Raw genomic sequence first — 22,180 nt, forward strand, 5'->3', positions numbered from 1 at the left:
AAACCTACAGAACTTTAAGTGTATTTAGTTTTAATTTTATTAAAACATAAAAATAAGAGGAGATATTTACTATGATCACAGTACCGGTTGTCATTATTGCAGCGCCTAGTGGGCCATAACTAGGGATAAGGAAATAGCCTAGAATCAAGGAAATACTTAATGCGCATAATAAAATATTTTTTTGTATTTTTTCATGTCCTGTCATTGATAGTAATAAACCAATATTGCCTGTAATTACATTAACCAATTGACCTACGACTAAAATTATCAATACTAAATATTGGCTGGGGTATGATTCATCAATCATCATTAGAATTTGTTTGCTAAATGCCATAATGAAAAATACAGCTGGAATACATAGAACCCACATCAATCGCGACGATTTGCTTATCAAGTGCTGTAAAGCGATTAAATCACCATTTTTATAAGTTATCGCTATTTGTGGAGCTAATACACGATTAACTGCAATGATAATAAAGGATAACATTGTTGTTAACTTAAGCGACACAGCCATTATGGATATATCTTTACCTGCCCACAGAATTCCTAGCAACAAAATACCTGCATGATTATTATACTGAACAACAGATTGGCTTACTAACATCGATTTACATGTTGATTTAAACGAGCGATTATCAAAGTTTCCATTCTCGTCATTAAGGTCTTTATTTAGATAGTAAATGGCAATTAGTGATGCCAATAAGTTACCTAAAGCAAAAGCACACGCAGCCTCAAAGTAACTGCTGACAAATAAAGTTAGTGATGATAATAAAATTATGTTTTGCACAACACCTGTAGCTATCATCGCAAGAATAATTCTACCAGCCCCTTGAAGAGCCGACGATAATAACAATGTGATAGATGATAGAGGTAGTACAACTACCATAGAAAGTATGAATAACTTCTCATCAGATAGGTCTATCGCCCTATTAACAACAAATAAAATAAACGTAATTACAAATGAAAATACAACCGAAAGAAAACATGCATTTTTCACAACTGACTTTACTAATTTCCCTACACTCTTATTAATTGCTGTAAACTTTAAGATAGCTTCTGGCGCACCAAATGTTGATAGTGCAGTAAGCACTGAAGATAATGCTATTAAGAAAAAATAATCACTTGAGGTCTCCCCACCTAGGTTTTTCACTAAAAATATAGTAGTACTAAAACCTAAAAGAGAAGAAAAAACCTTAATAAGAAACACAACAACAGTTTGACGATAAAAGGCGTCATGCATTACTTTATTGAGAAATCGCATGTGACTCACTTTTCACTCGGAAACAAGCTCAATATTCGTTCAATCTTTTCGTCAGTAATTTCATTGAAGTAAAATGACTTTCCTAGATCATCAATTTCAATTTGTTCATTAATTAAAATTGGCTCTCTTTTAGTGTCACTTATACCTAATGCGTAATCATCAAACTTAAATCTCCCACCTAAAAGCTTATCTGAAAAAACAATATGAGCATTCGGAATTGAATATGAGTCTGATGCAATTAAACCATGCAATGATGAAGATAGAACATTGTCACACGCTAATAGCTGATCTATAAATGGCTCTATATCTTGCTGAATATTGATGAGTAAGGTGTCAGCTCTGCTTGCCCACGCCTTTACAATTGGGTTATTCTTATCTACATGATGAGGGATCAAACCATATTTATATTTTTTCTCAATGCGTGGGCTATAAAACTTCCTGATACAAACTCCTGGGTCGCCATACTCTTTTCCCTTCCAATTTAATATATTTGCTGTAGAAGGGCCTCGTAACAATTTGATATCCAGTCTTTTATTACAATCACTCTCTGAAGAGATTAAACCACTCCCCCAAACAATACTATTATTTCTGGCTCTATGTAAAATAGATCCAATGCCTAGAATATGCTTTTTAAAAGAGTAGGGGTATATAACTACTTTTTTACCGGACACTTTTTCAATTAGGTATTCATTTAAATCGTCGCCCCAATTAGGCACACCTTTGAAGTAGTTAACTAGTATACAATTATCTTTACCATACCTATTCAAATTATAATGATAATTAAAAATAGTTAAAATTTTAGATTTTGTAATTTTGTATAAAGATATTAATTTCATTTCAAACTATTTCACTATATATATCAGCTAACTTTAAAAATTCAATTTCCCAGTTATTGCTCTTTACAAATAACTGTCCATTAATTCCCATTTTCTCTAACTCATCTTTATTTTCTGCAAGCCGTGCTACTGCCTCAGCAAGCAGTTTTGGCTCAGCAGGCTTAACAAACACACCTGACTTAGATGCTTCAAGCTTACCTTTCCAGCTGCTGAAGTCACTTGCAATATAAGGCTTTGAAAATGACATGTACTCAAAAAGCTTATTTGGATCAGTAGATGAGTGATCACCAACGTCATGTATATAAATTAAACCTATATCAGATTGTGCAACGTAAGCAAAAGCAAGCTCTTGGTTTAACCTACCTGTAAAATCAACATACTTCCAACCAGGCAAAGCCTTTAGTGTTTCCAAGTAATTACTACTTATCTCGCCAATTAAACAAAGCCTAACTTGCCTTTCCTTATTCACTAGTTCTAAAGAGTTTACAATATCAGTTATCCCCCTAGGCTCATTGATCGTTCCCAAGTAAACAAGTCTAAAGCAATCATTTTTTAAACTCACTTCACTTTTCAACTCCTGAACTCTATCAATAAGAGATTGATTAAACCTGGGTGAGTTTCCGATTAAAACGGCTTTCTTACCTAACCTTTTCACTACTGAGTCCTGAGTACCTATAGCCCTATTTGTGACATTAGCCGTTAACCACTCAAGTGTTGAAACAACTTTACATGCTACGCTTCTCAGCCTTTTTGGTATCCACTCTCTAAATAAAAGTCTTTTCGAATAATCTTCATGAGTATCGTAAATTACTTTTTTTGAAAAAAGCCTCAATAAAAAAACAATAGGAATAGTATTTGGATTGTGTAAATGGTAAACATCTGCACCTGATTCGAGTGCCTGTATAAACACTTTATAAATGCAAACAATCCTGCCAATTTTCCCTAGAGCTGCTATTTTTGAACGGTTTAGCTTTACACCATCGATAGTACATTGATCTAACTCATGAGGCATTTTAGCGATAAGGGTCACATCGTAGCCATGTGTAGCTAATGATACTGCTTGCTTTTTAAATACCCTTACGTCATCCCAAATGTGTATAGGCGCTACAATACAAACCTTTTTCAATCCCATCATAGACCTTTTAATATAGAGTTGTAATCGTACTCAGATGTTGCTAAAAACGTTACTTTTAAAAAATATGGTAAAAGTACGTAGCAAATTACTAAGATAGTTGAATAGACTTTATTTTTTTTAACATATTGCGCAATTAGATAGTAAATAGGAAAAATATAAAAAATCATAAAGTATTGAGCTACTCTACCAAAAAAACCAAAATACATATTTACAATAAATAACCAATAGGTCGCCGCTAAAATCATAAAAAAGCGCATTACCATGTCATAGCTATCATCATATACGCCTAACTTTACTTCCTTTCTGTAAGTGTACATAGCAAGTAAAAAAAGCGGCATATAATATAATTTTGTTATTACAGAAACAAGGTTAGCACTTGCTGACAAGGCACTCTCAAAATATCCAGCATAACTACCAAACAACGTTGAAACAATAAGAGGTAGCAACTTAGGAACAACCAATGCAGAGACAATAAAACTAAACAAAAATAAAAACAAAACCCTAAAAGGTGTTGGTTTGAGATATATAAAAATAAAAAACGGATACACCAGAATAAAAGATGCATGACATAATGACGCTAAAACGGTCAAAACCATGGCTACAAAATACTGCCTATTATAAAGTACGATAAACAAGCAAGGCAATATCGCTATCGCCATATACTGCCTTAAACCATTTAACTGATTTTGATAAATACCAGTTACTGTGAAGTACAAAAATACAAAAACCCAAACTTTATAACCGGCATTTTTTAGAAGAAAAATAAAGTACAACCAAAACACAGAGTAAACAACAGACACCAGTATAAATATAGACTGCTCACCAAGCCTTAAGGCTGTTGACATCCTTAATATGTAATAAAATACATATTCCTTCTTATTATAGTAATACTCTATATTGTAGCCATATTTATACATGTCTACATATGACATATAATCAGTACCTACATCAAATTGAAATGCAGGCATTTGAAAATAAAAGAAAACCACTGGCAAGAGGATCAAAAAGAAGGCAAGCTTTTCAAACCTTCTATCCATAAAATAAAGATATAACACGCTAATAAACGTGGTAAGTAGGTACATCACTTCATTTACTGCATAAAGCTTTGGAATTTTGCTGACATTTTTTCCCTCTGTTTCTATAGCTGGGTTGCTTTATCTTGTTTTATTACAAAGCGAAGAAACACAACTAATAAGCCGATGATACCACCTAAAACAAAGCCCATTAACGCGATTAGTACTCTTTGAGGCTTGTACTTCATTTCAGGCACAACTGCAGGGTCAACGACTTTGAATACAAAATCCTTTTGTACCTCAGTTAACATTAAGCTTTTAGTTTGCTCTTTGATTAACTCATAAAATGTACCCTGCATTTCAGCCACAGACGTTTTATTTAATTGATTATTTAAGTATGCAAGGTTTTGTTGTGTTTCAAATTTCTTCCTTTCTCGCATTACCTCATTTATGTCATCAACGAGCCAGTTCACCCATGTTCGAGCTAAAAAAGGAGAATAATGTGTGACGGATATTGTAAATGAACCGTTTTCTTTGTCTTGCGTAATTGAAAAAACGTCATTAATAAAAACTTCATAAGCTTCTTGCGCTGAAGGCTTTGCCTTTCTTAAGCCTTTTGGCTTTCTCAGCCATTGATCTTTTCTAGGGTCATAGACTTCTTCATCGTACTTCAATGTGTCACTAGCCATTTCCCAGCCATTTGCAGCCATTAATGGAACCAATATATTTCGGTTTGTTATAAAGTTAGATACAAACTTTCTTGAGTTTAATACCTGCACAGCTAGGGCTGTTTGACTTCCTTCTCCACCACCAATATCTACACCAGCTAGAGCGGCTAGTCCCCCTAATTGATTTGCCATTCCACCTAAACCTGAGCCTGATTGTGACTCTGAGGGTGAAAGCAAAGCACTTGCTTTATATATATTTGGCGACGATAGTGCATATACAACAGCAGCACTAGTAAAAAGTACTACCGAAAAACATATTAACCATTTGCCTTCCCAGATAGCCTGAATTAATTCCAAAAATGTAATAGGCTTCTGCTCGTCCATTTTTAATGTGTTTCCTCTGTTATTAGTACTTTTAATAGATTCTAGTTTCATTTCATAAACAACAATTATTATCTAATTTAATAGTTACACACCGGCCTATTCACTTAGTGTAAGCCTTAAAAAAGATTACTTAAATCGTAATACATTTCTAATGTTAATGAGATAAATTATAAATACACAAGTTATCTACCCATACCAAATATCACAACTTTAATTGTTTTAAAAATAATTTTAAAATCAACTAACGTACTATGATGTTTGATGTAATGTATGTCGTATTTGTGTTTCCAAACCGCATCTTCAATCGATGCTCCGTATGAGTAACTAACTTGTGCTAATCCGGTTACTCCGGGTTTAACAGCATGACGAAACCGATAATAGGGAATAACTTTCTCTAAATCTTCAATAAAGACTTCTCGTTCAGGCCGAGGGCCTACCACTGACATTTCTCCTCGTAGAACATTTATTAATTGTGGTATTTCATCAATGCGGGTTTTTCGAATAAAGCTACCAACTCGAGTGACCCTACTATCATTTTCTTTTGCCCACTTAGCACCATCTTCCTCGGCATCAATCCTCATTGACCTAAACTTAATAACTTTAAATTCTTCGTTATATTGCCCAACTCGTTTTTGTTTATAAATAACAGGGCCTTTGCTTTCTAAACGAATAAATAGTGCTGTTATTAAAGCTATTGGTAGAAATAATAAAATTAAAATTATGGCAACACAAAGATCAATAGACCTTTTAGCTAACTGAGTTCTCTTTGTATTAAGTATAGAAAACGCTTTTTGGTGCAAAAAATAGCTACTTTGTAAAAGCGAAACCTCTGTGTATCCCATTCTTTCATCAAGGTAGCTTATTAAAGGTTCTACCCATGCGCCAAGCTCTGTTGCAGTTACAAGAAAATTTCTTTTCTCATTAGACAACTTTGAATTATCGAAATGAGTAATAATTTTTTGATCTAAATTTTTAAGCGTATAATCATTAAAAATAAAATTTACATCATAACCTTTAAACGCATCTTTTAAGTGTTTGACTTTATTCTCAGGGCAATAAACATAAACATTGGACGCCCGGTATGCATACTTTGGAGCCCTAACAGAGCGACCCTTTTTGAGCTGTTCAAATAATGAAGAACTCTCTTCTAATTTATTAGAAACAAACTGTAGCATTTACTCTACAACCTCATAAATGAAAAATAGAATGCTATAATTTCTAAGCATAATACTAGTTAAAAACAGCTAAAATAACGATAATTAGGTTGTTAAACTAACTGTTGTATCGTTTTAAATACTACTAATCGCAGCAACTGCTACACCTAGTTGATAAACAATCTGTGTTGCGGTGCTCCACAGTGTTAAGTTATCCATATAACCTGAGTCAAGCGGTACTACAATTGTATCGCCCGGTTCAAGCATTTCTGAGTCATTAACGGCAAACCAGCTACCAGAGTCTGGAATTTTGACTGAACCATTGGCTTTAATAATATAAATTCGTGCATCATCAGCACGTACTTTTAGGCCACCACTTAGAGCGATGTAATCATCAACCCCAACACCGGGTTTAAATAAATGTGATGTTGAGTAATTAACCTCACCGATCACGCTTATAGAGTCGCGTTTACTTGGTACATATAGGGTGTCACCATCTTGTAAAACTAGCTTTTGCTTATTTGCTACAATGAGTGGTAAGTCTATTACTAAACGCCCTACAGCCTCGACATCAGCCAAATCAATAAGTAGCTTGTTCATTTCATCGTAGGAAAGCGATGTACCGCCTACAGAGTTTTCAAAACTTTTTTGTGCGATATCACGGCGTAACTCTTCAGATAATTTAGCTAATTGCCTTTGCTCCTGAACCCGAATCGACTCTCGGGTAAATATTGCTGCATTTTCTTCTGCAAATTCTGAAAAGCCGCCAGCACGCTCTAACAAGTTAGTTAATGTTTCGCCGCGACGTATAGTATAAACACCTGGAAACTTAACCTCCCCTTTAAGCTCAACTTTTACATTTTCTTGCCAATTAGGAATTGAGAAAACATTTAAACTGTCTTTACTACGCAAAGCTCGATTATTAGCGCTATCGCCTAACATTGCTTTTTGTAGGTTAAACTTAAAATGTTCAACTTTTGATGAGTCACCTGCTACTACACGTGTAATTTCAGCTTGCTCCGTGTAGGCTGATTCAAGTAAACCACCTGCCGCAATTATAAGTTCGTTTACTTCAGCGCCAACAGTAAGCGGATACACACCGGGGTAGTTTACATGACCGTTAACTTCAACCAGCTGCATGGCTTTTTGCACTGAAGCTTGCTGTTTTAACTTTGCTTTGATTGGATGTAATAAATTATAGCGGCTAAAGATAGCGTAATCTTCAGGTGCAAGCTCGTCTTCACCTTGCTCCTCGGCTTTACGCTGTTTTGCTAATTGCGCAATTGTGAGATTGGCTTCTTCTTGTGCTTTTAAGAACGGGTCTTCATCTTCTAGCACCCCTATGTATCTTTCGAATTCTTGTTTTTGATACGCATGCCATTGTTGAGCTTTAATTTGCTGCTGTTGCTGCTGCTCAGTTAGCGCCATATTTTTTAAAGCTAGCTCTTCTGCTTCTTTTTCTTCAAAGCGGCTAAATACTAATAGTTTGTCGTTGGCCTGTAATGCTAAATCGTGTTTCGCGGCTTTAACAATGGCCTGCGCTACATCAAATTGATATACCTCAATATCGCCTGCAATATTGATCTCGCGGATCAGTAAACCGTAGCTTAAATCAGCTTGAGGGAGTAAATCTCCACGTACTGATTTAAACACATCAGAAATACGCTTACCTTGATGCCATTGGTAGTGACCCGGACGAGCAACAGCGCCTATTACACTGATTGAGTTTTGATACTGTAAGCTGATTGGGTTAAAGCGAAGGCGATCGCCATCTTTTGGCATATAATTTATATTTTTGGCGGTAAAATCAAATGAAAGAATTTCCTTCGTATTGTAATCACTATAGCGCTCGACTACAGCTTTACTAGCATAGGCTTCAGGCTTTAATCCGCCAGCCATGTTCAATAGGTCTTCAGCGGTTTCACCCTCTTTGAGTTCAAAAATAGCAGGGCGTTTAACAAGACCTTCTACCGCAACTTGAGCTCCTACCGACGGAACAAATACCACGTCGCCCGGCTTTAAAATAATATCGTTGCTGCTATCGCCTTTAATCAATAAATCATAGAGGTCAAAATTAGCGACAACTTTACCCGCTCGTTTTACTTGAATATTACGTAATGAGGCAATGTCAGATACCCCACCACTAACAAATAAAGCATGTGAAACGGTAGTAAGAGATGAAACGCTATAGCTGCCAGGCTTGTAGGCTTCGCCTAATACTAGAATACGAATACTACGCAGCTGGCCTACAGAGACAAATGCTTTTATGCCTATTATTTCTTGCTCTACTTTTGCTTTTATTAGTTCCTTTACTTCGGCAAAAGTTAATCCAGCAACTTGTACTGGGCTTAAATTTGGTATGCTAATGCGTCCTTCACGGTCAACCGTTACAACATGCTCTTCACTTTCTTTACCATAAAAATTAATATTTAGCTGATCACCTCGCCCTATTAAATAGGTGTCTGGCACTGCTGCGTTCTCATTTGGCATGAATGAAGTTGGCTCGCCTGCGAATAGCTGATAACCGAAAGGTTCAACGGTGTCAGTTTTTGGTTTAAAGCGCTCTTCGTCGGTCAGTGTTTCTTCTTCACCCTTGGCGCGAGGCTGAATTGTAGGTTGATCCTCGGTACTGGTTTGCTGAGCACTAGATCCGGTAATTGTGGATAAGTCGACACCATACTGCTTTGCTAAAGCTTCTTGTTGGGCTTTTGGTAGTTTTTTAAATTGCTCAATTTGCGCCGCACTTGGCGTGAAAGCCCAAGCAGTTACAGTGCTAAAAAATAACAAAGTCATTAAAAGTTGTTTAAAAAACATCACAAGTAGGTGCATCCCGAGTTCAACAGCCAAAAGATTGGCTATTCTACATTATTTCAGTACAAATAAAAAAGGGACCTAAGCCCCTTTATTACAGTTAAATGTCATTATAGTTATTAAATGTGTTAAAAACTGTAAACCAATGTCAATGACGTTTCAGTATCTGTATTTTCTTTGTCATCAGCAACGTCTGAGTTATGCGTAATATTGTACGCAACTTTCATTTGTAATGAGCCGTTGATTTTTGCAAGTAATGCCGTTTCAGAGCGAGTTTTAGTGTTAGTATCACCATACTCAACTGCAACTAGTTGCGTAAACTTTGCGTTATCAGAAATCTGCCAATTATAATCAAGTTTACCTAACGCAATGATTTCACTGTCAGACTCACCTGCATTTGGAATGCCATCTTCATCAACGCTGCCTTCAGGGAATTCAAAATATTTGTAACCTGGACCAATTTCAGCGTTCAACCACATATCAGAGCGGTCAAGTAAGCGTCTGCCGTAACCAGCTGAAATTACTGCTTCGTTACGGTATGCACCAAAGTAATCTGACACATATGAGCCGTAAATATGTAAATGAGAGTGCTCTTCATTTAATTTGTAGTTACCTTGGGCAGATAAAGAATACTTTTCGTTAGTACGCTGAGTTTCTTTAGCGCCGTCAGAATTTTCTACTTCGTCTTCTTTATAAAGCCCGTCGATTTTGTATTCATTGTTCCAGTTTTCTAGGTTATGTAACGCTTTGATACCACCTTTTAAAGTAGTTGTTTCAGTGTTACCGCTAGTGATAATTGCACCTAGCTCACTAGTAATATCCCATGTTTGAGTTTCTTCTGCGAATGCGTTAGTTGAAGCGGTTGCTGCAACTAAAATTGATAAAAGCTTTAATTTCATTTAAAAAATAACCTTTGCTACTTTGAGTTAAATTAGAATGCACTAAAAGGTGGTTTAACCACCTTTTAGTTTAAAATGTTTTAGATATTAATCTTGCTTGTGAAAATGCACATCCATTTGTGGGAATGGAATATTAATATTTGCATCATCAAGTGCGATTTTAATGTTTTCCATTAAATCGAAATACGTTGGCCAGTAATCAGCTGCGTTAACCCAAGGGCGCACTACAAAGTTCACACTTGAATCGCCTAATTCGTTAACGGCTACTGTATAAGCAGGGTCTTTAAGTAAGCGAGATTCTTTATCTAATACAGATTTCAATACTGCTTTTGCTTCACGCAGATCTGCATCATAGCCAACACCAATTACTAAATCGATGCGACGTGTTTTTTCACGAGAAAAGTTAACAATTGGACCTGACATAATAGATGAGTTAGGCATAATAATTACTTTATTGTCTGGTGTGCGTAATTCAGTAGAGAAGATCTCAATTTTATCAACACTGCCCATTTTGCCACCGGCTTCAATAAAGTCGCCAGATTTAAATGGACGAAGAAGGATAATTAAAACACCAGATGCAAAGTTTGATAAAGAACCTTGTAATGCTAAACCAACAGCTAAACCAGCTGCACCAAGAATTGCAATAAATGATGTAGTCTCAATGCCGATTTGCGATAGCGCCATCAGGATCGTTGCCATAAATACGATGGCATAAACAATACTAGATACAAAAGAGCCAACCGCTCTATCAACGTTCTTTTTAGCGAATGCTTTTTCTGTTAGTCCTGCACAAAATTTTGCGATACGACCACCAAGTAAAAAGATTACCAATGCAATTACAGCTTGTATGCCGTAATGTAAAATTAAACCTGAATTCTCGTTTATCCAATTAATGATTGTATCCATATTCACTCCTGATGTGGTATTAAGCCGTTTGTAGCTTAAATTATATCTCATTTAAAAGTATTATTTTATAAATTTATAGACTTATATATCAAACACTCTATTAAATACGAAATTTCTGAGGGCCGTAAGTCTATTTAACTAATATGAACATAGCATTAAAGTGTGTTTTTTGGGCGGACTACGCAATTTAAAAAACTTTTTTAGTTTTTTTTGCCTTTTCCCCTTCACAACATTTATAAAGTTATGTATTATCCGCGCCACACCAAACAAGGTGTGTTGTGGCGGTTGTAGCTCAGTTGGTAGAGCCCCGGATTGTGATTCCGGTTGTCGCGGGTTCAAGCCCCGTCAATCGCCCCATTCTTTCCCTTCTCTTTAATTTCGTATCTTTTTTAATATCCCATTTCAATTTTTACATAGCAAATCCAGATATTAAACAATCACGGCTGAAGCCTATTCCTACAAAGAAAAGCCACGGGTTTCGTGCAATGGGCTTCTGGCTATGAATACACCTAGTACCCAGTCACTCCCCCTAGAACCTAGAACCTAGAACCTAGCACCTAGTACCTAGTACCTTTAATTATCGTAGGAGAACGCTTTGGCGCCGATAGATTTTATATATATCGCAAATCCAAACATTAAACACAATCACGGCTGAAGCCTGTTCGTACGATATATTTCCCCGTAGGAGAGCGCTTTAGCGCCGATAGATTTTATATATATCGCAAATCCTAACATTAAACGCAATCACGGCTAAAGCCTGTTCCTACAAGACAAAAAAATGCCACCTTTCGGTGGCATTACACACGGGATTATTTCTACATGTAGAAATTCTTTTCAAAAATTAGGTTCTAGGTTCTAGGTTCTAGGTTCTAGGTTCTAGGTTCTAGGTTCTAGGTTCTAGGTTCTACAGAGTTTAACTTACACCTTGAACCTTTAATCTTGTTTCTTGCAACTTTACTCTTTTAACTTGCAGCTCGATCATTTCCAGCTTTTCATTTTATGCCCTTTTAAAGCATAGAAAAGGATAAATAAATAACAAGGTAACATAACAATATAAGCTGCTTGTTGTGCATCGGCTGAATCTACACCACCACTGGCAAGACCCCAAAATAACGGACCAAATGCACCACCGGCAATACCCATCACTAATAACCCTGAGCCTACGCTGGTTAATTTACCTAAACCAGATAACGCTAGCGGCCATACCGCAGGCCAAACAATTGCATTGGCAAATCCTAACACAGCTATCATCAATAGTGTATCAGGTAATTGCACTTCTAAACCTAATGCGTTTGCAACAACCACGGAGCTTGAATCACTAAATACCACCGCTAGGGTTAACACGCTACCTAATATCGCAGAGGAGCTTAATGCTGCTTGCTGCGATATAACGCGAGGGATAAGCGCAATACCAATAATATATCCCAGTACCATACACGCCATGGTGTATGAAGTCATAACGCTGTATTTTTCAACACCTAGCGATAGTGCAAACGTTCCTATTGTATCACCTGCGATAACCTCTACGGCAACGTATACAAATAATGCAACAACACCCAATGCTAAACTTGGATGCGCCAGTGCCGCTTTCACTTGGCCTTTTTCATCTTGTTCTTCGTCATCAAGTAGCTCAGGCAGTGGCATTTTTGTTACCGCAAAGCCTAGCGCGCCAATAAATAATGCCATGCCTAAATACGGGTAGATTAAGCTATTTGCCATTGCATCAATTTCTGGCTGTGTTAACTCTTTACCTACAAAGCCTGTGAAGTCACTTAATATCAGTGCAGTAAATACAATAGGTGCAATAACACCAGCACCTTTATTTAAAATGCCCATCACACTTACACGCGCTGCAGCCGACTCTTCAGGCCCAATACGCACAACATACGGGTTAACCGCCGTTTGTAATAAGGTTTGACCAGCTCCCATGACTAACTGAGCAAATAAGAACAGTGCAAACACTTGAGTTTTAGCCGCAGGGATAAACAGTAAGCCAGCAACCATCATGGTGGCCATACCCAGCGCCATACCATTTTTATAGCCAACCTTACGGATGATCATTGCTGATGGCACTGCGGTAAAGGTTACTGCAATGTAGAAAGAGAATAAAATCAGCGATGCTTGGAATGGGCTTAGTTGCAATACTTGTTTTAAGTAAGGCATTAACGAGCCATTTAACCAGGTTGCAAAACCGAGTATAAAAAATAGAGTGGCGACAATCGCCATGGGTATAAAATTACTTTGCTTATTTGACACGGTGGCTTCCATAAAACATTCTTCTTGTTGTGTGCTTTCGTTATAGTTATCTATATTTTTAGTAAGTATCTTAACTAGATTTACTTTCACATAGCTTCATTCTAGTCGGTAGTTTATAACATTACCCTAACAAAAATGACAGCGCTGCCATAAAACTTTACTTTAATTACAGGCATATTACTAGTAACGATTTATTTTACAACTAACGAAAAAAAGGGCCTAAAGGCCCTTTCATTTTCATTCTCATTTATAATGCATTAATTTATATGAGTAATTCTGCTGTTAATTTGTTCATTCAAGCGACTACGCAGAGCGATTGCTTGATTTTCAGAAACACTGATCGGAGCTGTATAAAGCTGCCAAGTATTGCCATTGTCTAAACTATACTCAACATCTAAATAAGCAAATGGTGTATTAACATGTAATTTACCATTTTCAATTATCCCACCTGGGACGGGTAAATTTATACTTACATCAGAACTTACAAGCTTAGTAAGCTCTTTTATACCTACCGCTGCGGCAAATTGTGACCAGTCTTCTACGCGCGCTTTTGTATTAACTTGCTCACCTTCCCAAGGGGCTTTATGCCACGCCCGCTCTGCAACAGATAAAATACGCGGGAAGATCATTGCAAGCACTTGCTCTTCGGTACGAATAGTCTCAGACCAAACTTGACCTTGCATACCTAAAATATTCTCAGGCTTTTCAAGTTGCGGTAATGGGCGACCAACAAGCGCCTCTAAATTATCAATTGGCTCGCGGGTGCGAGTATAGTCAGCATTAGCGTATACATCATCCGGCATATAATTAAATGTTTTTGCTGTATCGGTATAACGCGTTGCCCAGTAGTAACCGCGCTCTTGTGGGTGGGCTTCGTACGGGTGATCAAAATACAAATGTGTACCGTGAGATAAAATCACTTGATAACCGGCATTGGCTAAACGGTATGCTCTATCTGCAACGCCCCATTCCCAAATGTTGTCCCATACATTCGCTGTAAAGGTTTTATTTGGAAATTCATCACGTTTGAAAGGGTTAGTGCGGTCATACATTAAGCCATCTTCCCAAGCGCCTGGCGAAATGCCACGTTTTTCTAGTAGTTTAGCTACACGCTGAGTAAAATAAGGTTTTAAGTCAGCAGCACCGGCCACACCGTTATTAGGATCGGCAAACATGGCTTGGCAGATTGGTGAGTCAACCCAAGAGCCTGCGCCAACTTCATCACCACCAAAGTGTAGGTTCGTAAGCTGAACACCCGCTTCACGATACATTTGCTGCAGTTCGTAAGTCACTTTATCTAAAAATGCATAGGTTGAATCCATACACACATTCATTGAGTTATCTTTGTAGTTCTGCACCGTCATATAAACAGAGGTATCGTTTGGATCACTCAATAAATATTGTGTTGCCGCACTGATATCAACTTGCTGGACTTCTTTACCTGCTTGCTTAGTATTTACTAAGTTGTTTTTAGCTGTTTGTTTAGCTTCATCACTGAGCTTATGGTAACGCACTTCCATTGCTTTTATAGATGCACGCGCATGGCCTGGGCCTTCAATTTCAGGGATGATCTGAATATGACGATCTTTAGCAAACTTTAACAGTTCAATAAATTCACTGCGGGTAAGGTAGCCGTTACCTGAGCCAGATTTAAATGGCCCAGTACCAAGCTGCGTTAATAAACATTCGCGCTCTTGTAAATCAAAACAGCGATAGCCACCAATATCTGTTAATTCAGGTAAGCCTGGGATCTCTAATCGCCAGCCTTCGTCTTCTGAAAAGTGCCAGTGTAGCTTATTCATTTTATATCGAGCCATTTGTTCAACAAGTTTGAACATCGCCTCTTTACCATGATAGTTACGGCCATTATCGTAGTGCATACCACGCCAGCCATAACGTGGGCTATCTTCCAGCTCTAACTGTGGCACTTCAATCGCGCCTTTACTGTTGGCGGGAATTAAATTAAGCAAACTTTGCATGGCGTAAAATACACCTGCGTTATCACTACCAACAATATCAATGCGGTCGTCATCTATTTCGAGGGTATAGCTTTCGCTTTTACCATCAACAAGGCTTGGGTTTACCCTAAGGCTGATCAGTTTTTCTTTATTGGCTTTAATATGATCAGGCTGCGCTTTAAGCGTTAAACCGTAGTCATCTTGTAAGTCTTGCATGAAAACCATAACTTCGCTTTTCAATTGGCCCTGAAAACGAATTTGCCAGCTGTTATCAAGTTTGGCCACACCACGATTAAACTCAATGTTTTGCGGTTTTGGAATAATACGCTTAAGCGCGTCTTCTTTTGATACTTTAATAGTCGCGGCCTGATTACGCTCATAACGCACTTGTGGTGTGATCAATACAGTGCGATCTTTAGGATCGTTGTAACGACGCAGCTGATTTTCGCGCTCAAACGGTGCAACAAATTGACTCATATCTTCGCTATCGGTGTTGGCAAAAATAACCGGTTTATTGTCACCTGAAACAAAAAATGCACGGGGCATAAAGTCGGTATAAGCGACAACCCAAACTTGGGCATCAAACTCGATGTCTAAGCTTTTACCTGCTGCTAAACCTTTAAAGTCTTTAGTTGGTACAATACGATGTAAATCACCATTTACGTGTTCAATGTTTAAACCAGCAACATGTTCGGTATTAATTTTACGAACAGAGTGAATATAAAGCTGCCAATCACTTTCGCCAGCAGGAAGTGCAACATTTGATTGGTTATTTAGAGTGATTTTTCCTAAAAACCCAGAATCTTTATTATGAAAGTTGTCGATAACCGCAAATGTTAGTGTGGTCTGTTTTGCAAAGTTATTGACCTCACTTTGCGAAAATTGCGCTTGAGCCAGAAGCGGCACAGCAGCGATTAAACCTGCCAAAGCGTGCTTTTTAAAATCCATTACTCTCTCCTCGTTTATACCCTAAGACTACGCATTTCCCCCCGCATAATCTCTTATTATTATTTATTTACTCCTCCCCATCATATAAAAACTAAAATGACAGCGCTATCATTAATTGAAATAAAAGCTATCAGCTATCAGCTATCAGCTATCAGCTATCAGCTATCAAATTTTATTTTTGCCTTTAGGGCTGTCAACATTTTTGATAGCTCAATGGTTTCGTTTATCCACTGAGCACCTATAGTATTATCTATATAACTAATATCCATTCCAATATAAATCTGTGTTCTCGTTTCTGCTAGTGAAGATCTCGAAATATCTAAAAACCTAAGTCGCTCTTTGTTGCTTTCACGAGTCATGCGTTATTCGATAAGTCCATTTATCTCACCTCTTCGAGGCCGCGCAAGCGCGTTCAAAATTTGCTCCTGCAATTTTGTCAGCTATATTGCTAGGTACCGACAAGCTCGACCGAGTTAACTGATTTCTAAAACCGTAATCTGTTAAGCTAATTGTTAACTTATAAATATCTGCACTTAACCTTGCTGATCGCTTCCATACATCTAAGTTTTCGAAGTTCATATATCTTCCATCTTATAAACAAGCTTAGAATATAGGAACAAAAACATTTAAGAGCAAGTTACGAACCTCACGGCTGACTGAGATCTGACGGCTGACTGAGATCTGACGGCTGACGGCTGACGGCTGACGGCTGACGGCTTCAGATTTTCATACAGACATATTTTTCTTCAAGGTATTCGTCTAGTCCTTGATGACCGCCTTCTCGCCCGAGGCCTGATTGTTTTACACCGCCAAAGGGAGCTACGGGGTTTGAGATCAGCCCTTCATTAATACCTACCATGCCGTACTCTAGAGCTTCACTAACGCGGTAGATTTGCTTGATATCTTGGCTATAAAAATAAGCGGCAAGGCCGTATGGTACGTCGTTAGCTAGAGCGATAACTTCGGCTTCTTCATCAAAAGCAATAATGCTAACTACTGGACCAAATACTTCTTGATGGTAAATGTCCATTTCAGGGGTAACGCCAGTTAAAATAACGGGTGCCTGAAAATTACCGCCTAATTCTTTGACAGCATTTATTTGAATTGCGCCCTTTTGTTTAGCATCCATGAGTAGCTCTTGAACCTTTTGTTTGGCTTTTGCATAAATCAACGGGCCAATATCGCTATCTTCTTCAAAGCCATGAGCAACTTTTAACGAATCAACTTTCTCATTAAGTTTTTTAACGACTTTATCTAACACGCTGCGTTGTACAAAAATGCGGTTTGCTGCCACACAAGTTTGCCCTGCGTTTCTAAATTTAGCGCCCATTAAACCTGTAACAGCTTCATCTAAATCAGCATTATCAAAAATAATAAACGGCGCATTACCACCTAGTTCCATCGATGTACGCTTAATTGTGGAAGCACATTGTGATAGTAATTGCTTACCTACAGCGGTTGAACCAGTAAACGTGAACTTACGAACAAGATCTGATTCTGTTAGCAGTTCACCGACCATTTTCGCGTTCTCAGATACCAGTACATTAAATGCCCCTTTTTCAAAACCTGCCTGATCAGCTAAATAAGCCAGTGCAAGCGCACAAAGCGGAGTATGTTCTGATGGTTTTAATACAAAGCTACAGCCTGCGGCATAAGCTGGGGCCACTTTGCGAGTCACCATCGCAATAGGGAAATTCCAAGGCGTAATACCAGCTACAACGCCGATTGGTTGTTTAAAGCTAGTTAAACGGTGTTGATCGTCGGTCGGTGGGATCACATCGCCATAACTACGCTTTGCTTGCTCGGCAAACCATTTAATAAAGCCTGCACCATATTCAACTTCACCGAGAGATTCTTTGAGCGGTTTACCCTGCTCTTTGGTCATCAACTCAGCGAGAGCTTGTTTGTGCTCTATGACTAATTCGTACCAACGCATCAAGGTTGCGCTACGCGATGTAGCATTAGTCGCTTTTAATTTTACAAATGCGCCTTTTGCAGCATCAATGGCATTATTAACACCTTGCTCGTCAATATCACTGACTTCTACGATACTTTTTTCGGTAGCAGGATCATCGACGCTAAAGCGCTTATCGGTTTTATAAAACTCACCGTTTATATACGAATCAGTAAAAACTAAATGTGACATATGAGGCCTCCGTTAGTAGCTATCAGCTATCAGCTATCAGCTATCAGCTATCAGCTATCAGCTATCAGCTATCAGCTATCAGCTATCAGCTATAAATAAAAAAACCATGCTGACTAAGTCAAGCATGGTTTTCATTATACCTCTAAGCTGACGGCTGACGGCTGACGGCTCAAAGCTTACTGCTTTAAATCAATGCTCTTCATTAACGATATTGAGATTGTATTTTGGTATTTCAACCACAAGGTCTTCATCTTTAATGATTGCTTGGCAGCCAAGGCGAGACTCTGACTCTAAACCCCACGCTTTATCTAGCATGTCATCTTCTAGTTCGTCGCTTTCATCTAGTGAGTCAAAACCTTCACGAATAACTAAGTGACAAGTAGTACAGGCACATGATTTTTCACAGGCATGTGGAATACTAATACCGTTTTTTAAAGCAACATCTAAAACTGTTTCACCTGTTGGTGCTTCGATTGCGGCGCCGTCAGGACATAATTCCGGATGGGGAAGAAAAATAATTTGTGGCATTCTAACCTCTTTAAACGTTGTCTACTGACTGCCCTTGCAGTGCTTTTTTAATCGATGCATCCATTCTTCTCTCAGCGAATACGCTACTGGCGTTATCCACTTTTTCAATAGCTGCTTTAATATCACTTGGCTCAACGGCTGATTCACGAATAACAGCAAGCGCTGCTATTTCTGCTTTGAGGTTACTCAGTTCAGCTTCATCAAGCAATTGACTATCTGTAGCCAGTGATGCTTCAAGTGCTTCAATTACACGTAGCGCTTCGACTTGCTGCTCTTTAAGCATGCGCGCTTGCATATCGTCTTTTGCGTTTGTCATGGACTCTTTTAGCATATTCGCTACTTGGTCGTCTGATAAACCAAATGACGGTTTTACTTGAATATCAGCTTGAACACCGGTTGATTTCTCCATTGCAGACACACTCAGTAAACCATCGGCATCCACTTTAAAGGTGACCCGAATATGCGCAGCACCGGCTGCCATTGCAGGTATCCCTTTTAAGCTAAATTTAGCTAATGAACGACAATCATCAACAAGCTCACGCTCGCCTTGTAGCACATGCAATGACATGGCTGTTTGGCCGTCTTTAAACGTTGTGAATTCTTGTGCACGTGCAACTGGGATCGTGGTGTTACGTGGAATAATTTTCTCAACCAAGCCGCCCATAGTCTCAAGACCGAGCGACAACGGTAGTACATCAAGCAATAACATATCTGAATCAGGCTTATTACCTACCAACACGTCGGCTTGTAATGCTGCACCTAAGGCAACAACACGGTCTGGGTCAATCGATGTTAATGGCTCTTTATTAAAAAACTCTGCTACTTGGCTGCGTACAATCGGCATACGAGTCGAGCCACCTACCATTACCACCTGTAATACTTCATCATTTTCAATGCCAGCATCTTTTACTGCACGTCGGCACGAACGCAATGTTTTTTTAACTAGCGTCATTGCTAGCTCATCAAACTTTTCGCGAGTAACTTCAACCATGTATTTTTCGTCGTCAAACTCAAGGCCAACGTTCACTTTTGCATATTGGCTCAATGCCTCTTTACACGCTTTGGCTTTATTGATGAATAAACGAAGTACCGAAGGCGATAAGTTCATTACGCCGGTTTTACGCTTAAAGTGATCCACTAATAATGAATCAAAATCATCGCCACCTAGGCTTGAATCACCACCAGTAGCCAACACCTCAAATACACCTTGGTTTAAACGCAGTATAGAAATATCAAAGGTACCGCCACCTAAGTCATAAACAGCAATAATGCCTTCTTGACCCGAATCTAAACCATAAGCAACAGCTGCTGCTGTTGGTTCGTTTAATAAGCGCAGTACATTGATGCCGGCAAGCTCTGCTGCATCTTTCGTGCTTTGGCGCTGTGCGTCATCAAAATAAGCTGGCACTGTGATCACAGCACCTAGAATATCTTGCCCAGCAAAGCTTTCTTCTGCACGTTGTTTAAGTGCTTTTAAAATATCACTTGATGCGGTGATTGGGCTGATATTACCTGCTGCTGTAGTGATTGCTAGCGCACCATCATGCTCGCAAAAGTCATAAGGTAATTGACCGTAGCTTTGTTGTATTTCTGTTTGGGTTTTACCTAAAAAGCGCTTAACAGAGATCAGAGTATTTGCTGGATCTTGCGTGGCTGCTTGCGCTGCTTGCTCACCGACTGTCACATTATCAGCCTGATAACGCACAACTGATGGCAACATAGCAGCGCCACTAACATCGGTTAATGTGCGTGCTTCGCCGCTTTGTACCGTCGCGACTAATGAGTTGGTTGTACCAAGGTCGATACCTATGGCTAACTTATGTTCATGTGGTGCCGCGCTCTGCCCCGGCTCAGCAATTTGCAATAATGCCATAATGCTCTTTTAACTCGCTTTTACTTACTTTAATCAGTAAGTTAAAAAATTAATCGTCGAATAAACTGTCTTCAATGCGTTCTAGTTCATCATGTAATTTATAAACAAACTTAAGCTTACGAATGTTATCTGCCGCTAGCTGCCACTGCTGCTCATCGTCACTTGCTAGTTGTGCTGCAAGTTGTGCACTGTATTGGCTATCGAGTTGTTTTATTTGCTGCTCAAACTGTGCAATGGCTGCATCGGGGTCACTACTTGAGCTTAACTCTTCAAGCTCTTCGCGTAGTTCCATTTGCTGCATTAAGAATAATGGGTCTTGCAAGGTTTGCTGTTCAGCACGAATATCAACACCGAGCTCACTTAGCATATATTCGGCACGTTTTACCGGGTGCTTAAGTGTTTGTAGCGCATCGTTAATTTCAGCAGCATTTTGCACCGCTAGTAACTTGTCGCGACTGCTGCTATTTGCGTGGCGATCAGGGTGAACGGCACGCTGTAGCTCTAGGTAGTTTTTATTGACTGTTGCCAAATCAATTTGGTAATCAACAGGTATTGCAAACAACTCAAAATAGCGCATTATCAAACCATATAAATTTCAGATAGAACAAAGCCCTACAGGTGCAGGGCTTAAGAATACAATTGCAATGAGCGATTAAACTGTGAAGCTTTCGCCACAACCACACTCATCAGCTTGATTCGGGTTAATAAACTTAAACCCTTCATTCAAACCTTCTTTAGTGTAATCAAGCTCTGTACCATCAATGTATACTAAGCTTTTAGCATCAACGATTACTTTTACCCCTTGGGATTCAAATACTTCGTCGCCTTCAGATAAATCGTCTACAAACTCAAGAACATAAGCAAGACCTGAACAGCCCGTCGTTTTAATGCCAACGCGCAGGCCTAGGCCTTTACCGCGATTTGCTAAAAATGATTCTACGCGGTTTGCTGCCGCATCTGTCAATGTCACTGCCATGGTTATCTCTTACTTCGCTTGTTTACTTTTGTAATCAGCAATTGCTGCTTGAATAGCGTCTTCCGCTAAAATCGAACAGTGAATTTTCACTGGCGGTAACTCAAGCTCAGCACTGATATCAGTGTTTTTAATCGTTGCAGCTTCGTCTAATGTTTTGCCTTTCACCCACTCTGTTACAAGTGATGAAGACGCAATAGCACTACCACAACCATATGTTTTAAATTTAGCATCTTCAATAACGCCGGTATCAGATACTTTAATTTGCAGCTTCATTACGTCACCACATGCTGGTGCGCCAACCATACCGGTTGCTACTGATGGATCGTTTTTGTCTAAAACACCTACGTTACGTGGGTTTTCAACATGATCAATTACTTTATCACTATACGCCATAATACTATCCTCACTACCTGCTAGTGGGTGTGCCC

The 22,180-nt window shown here is 38.7% G+C and carries 17 protein-coding genes, 1 tRNA gene and 1 pseudogene; 1 reads left to right on the forward strand and 18 read right to left on the reverse strand.

The features are described from left to right. Positions 1-4: 4 nt before the first annotated feature. The 9 genes from B5G52_RS14130 to B5G52_RS14170 form a co-directional block, all read right to left on the reverse strand. Positions 5-1,261, reverse strand: coding sequence for an oligosaccharide flippase family protein (locus B5G52_RS14130; RefSeq protein ID WP_087533291.1), 1,257 nt, complete (start codon positions 1,259-1,261; stop codon positions 5-7). Between the two features lie 5 nt (positions 1,262-1,266). Beyond that, a complete protein-coding gene (locus tag B5G52_RS14135; protein WP_087533292.1) occupies positions 1,267-2,097 on the reverse strand; it encodes a polysaccharide pyruvyl transferase family protein in 831 nt (276 codons plus the stop codon). A gap of 1 nt (position 2,098) precedes the next feature. After that, the gene (locus B5G52_RS14140; protein WP_087533293.1) at positions 2,099-3,232 is read right to left on the reverse strand and encodes a glycosyltransferase; all 1,134 of its coding nucleotides are present in this window, start codon (positions 3,230-3,232) and stop codon (positions 2,099-2,101) included. Beyond that, positions 3,229-4,269 (reverse strand): EpsG family protein, encoded by a 1,041-nt coding sequence (locus tag B5G52_RS14145; RefSeq protein ID WP_176372556.1) that lies wholly within the window; start codon positions 4,267-4,269, stop codon positions 3,229-3,231. Before B5G52_RS14145 ends, B5G52_RS14140 begins: the two co-directional genes overlap by 4 nt. Before the next feature lie 101 nt (positions 4,270-4,370). Then, on the reverse strand, positions 4,371-5,297 hold the full coding sequence (locus tag B5G52_RS14150; protein WP_217896189.1) for a Wzz/FepE/Etk N-terminal domain-containing protein: 927 nt from the start codon (positions 5,295-5,297) through the stop codon (positions 4,371-4,373). Between the two features lie 182 nt (positions 5,298-5,479). Then, positions 5,480-6,472 carry an exopolysaccharide biosynthesis polyprenyl glycosylphosphotransferase gene (locus tag B5G52_RS14155; protein WP_087533296.1) on the reverse strand — a complete coding sequence of 331 codons (993 nt, stop codon included), beginning with the start codon at positions 6,470-6,472 and terminating at the stop codon, positions 5,480-5,482. A 114-nt stretch (positions 6,473-6,586) separates the two neighbouring features. Further along, positions 6,587-9,244 (reverse strand): SLBB domain-containing protein, encoded by a 2,658-nt coding sequence (locus B5G52_RS14160; protein WP_254911216.1) that lies wholly within the window; start codon positions 9,242-9,244, stop codon positions 6,587-6,589. A 146-nt stretch (positions 9,245-9,390) separates the two neighbouring features. Beyond that, the gene (locus B5G52_RS14165; RefSeq protein ID WP_087533297.1) at positions 9,391-10,161 is read right to left on the reverse strand and encodes a YdiY family protein; all 771 of its coding nucleotides are present in this window, start codon (positions 10,159-10,161) and stop codon (positions 9,391-9,393) included. 87 nt (positions 10,162-10,248) lie between these two features. Next, positions 10,249-11,067, reverse strand: a complete 819-nt coding sequence (locus B5G52_RS14170; RefSeq protein WP_087533298.1) for a mechanosensitive ion channel family protein — start codon at positions 11,065-11,067, stop codon at positions 10,249-10,251. 281 nt (positions 11,068-11,348) lie between these two features. Here B5G52_RS14170 and B5G52_RS14175 point away from each other — a divergent pair. After that, positions 11,349-11,424 (forward strand) — tRNA-His (locus B5G52_RS14175). 621 nt (positions 11,425-12,045) lie between these two features. Here B5G52_RS14175 and nagP read toward each other — a convergent pair. The 9 genes and pseudogenes from nagP to iscU all read right to left on the reverse strand — a co-directional run bounded on the left by nagP (position 12,046) and on the right by iscU (position 22,145). After that, positions 12,046-13,335, reverse strand: coding sequence for an N-acetylglucosamine MFS transporter NagP (gene nagP, locus B5G52_RS14180; protein WP_087533299.1), 1,290 nt, complete (start codon positions 13,333-13,335; stop codon positions 12,046-12,048). A gap of 245 nt (positions 13,336-13,580) precedes the next feature. Beyond that, entirely contained in the window at positions 13,581-16,229 is a 2,649-nt protein-coding gene (locus tag B5G52_RS14185; protein WP_087533300.1) for a family 20 glycosylhydrolase, read from the reverse strand. Between the two features lie 158 nt (positions 16,230-16,387). Continuing rightward, positions 16,388-16,808, reverse strand: a pseudogene (locus B5G52_RS14190) (four helix bundle protein). 139 nt (positions 16,809-16,947) lie between these two features. Beyond that, positions 16,948-18,375: an NAD-dependent succinate-semialdehyde dehydrogenase gene (locus tag B5G52_RS14195; protein ID WP_087533301.1), complete on the reverse strand. Its 1,428-nt coding sequence runs from the start codon at positions 18,373-18,375 to the stop codon at positions 16,948-16,950. Positions 18,376-18,564: 189 nt separating this feature from the next. Then, positions 18,565-18,903: an ISC system 2Fe-2S type ferredoxin gene (gene fdx / locus B5G52_RS14200; RefSeq protein ID WP_087533302.1), complete on the reverse strand. Its 339-nt coding sequence runs from the start codon at positions 18,901-18,903 to the stop codon at positions 18,565-18,567. 10 nt (positions 18,904-18,913) lie between these two features. Then, complete coding sequence (gene hscA / locus B5G52_RS14205) at positions 18,914-20,776, reverse strand: Fe-S protein assembly chaperone HscA (protein WP_087533303.1); 1,863 nt, start codon at positions 20,774-20,776, stop codon at positions 18,914-18,916. A gap of 49 nt (positions 20,777-20,825) precedes the next feature. Next, the gene (gene hscB, locus B5G52_RS14210; RefSeq protein WP_087533304.1) at positions 20,826-21,353 is read right to left on the reverse strand and encodes a co-chaperone HscB; all 528 of its coding nucleotides are present in this window, start codon (positions 21,351-21,353) and stop codon (positions 20,826-20,828) included. A 75-nt stretch (positions 21,354-21,428) separates the two neighbouring features. Next, entirely contained in the window at positions 21,429-21,752 is a 324-nt protein-coding gene (gene iscA / locus B5G52_RS14215; RefSeq protein WP_058560437.1) for an iron-sulfur cluster assembly protein IscA, read from the reverse strand. A 9-nt stretch (positions 21,753-21,761) separates the two neighbouring features. Beyond that, complete coding sequence (gene iscU / locus B5G52_RS14220; RefSeq protein ID WP_087533305.1) at positions 21,762-22,145, reverse strand: Fe-S cluster assembly scaffold IscU; 384 nt, start codon at positions 22,143-22,145, stop codon at positions 21,762-21,764. Between the last annotated feature and the right edge of the window lie 35 nt (positions 22,146-22,180).

The organism is Pseudoalteromonas sp. A601 (assembly GCF_002165575.1).
GTDB lineage: Bacteria > Pseudomonadota > Gammaproteobacteria > Enterobacterales > Alteromonadaceae > Pseudoalteromonas.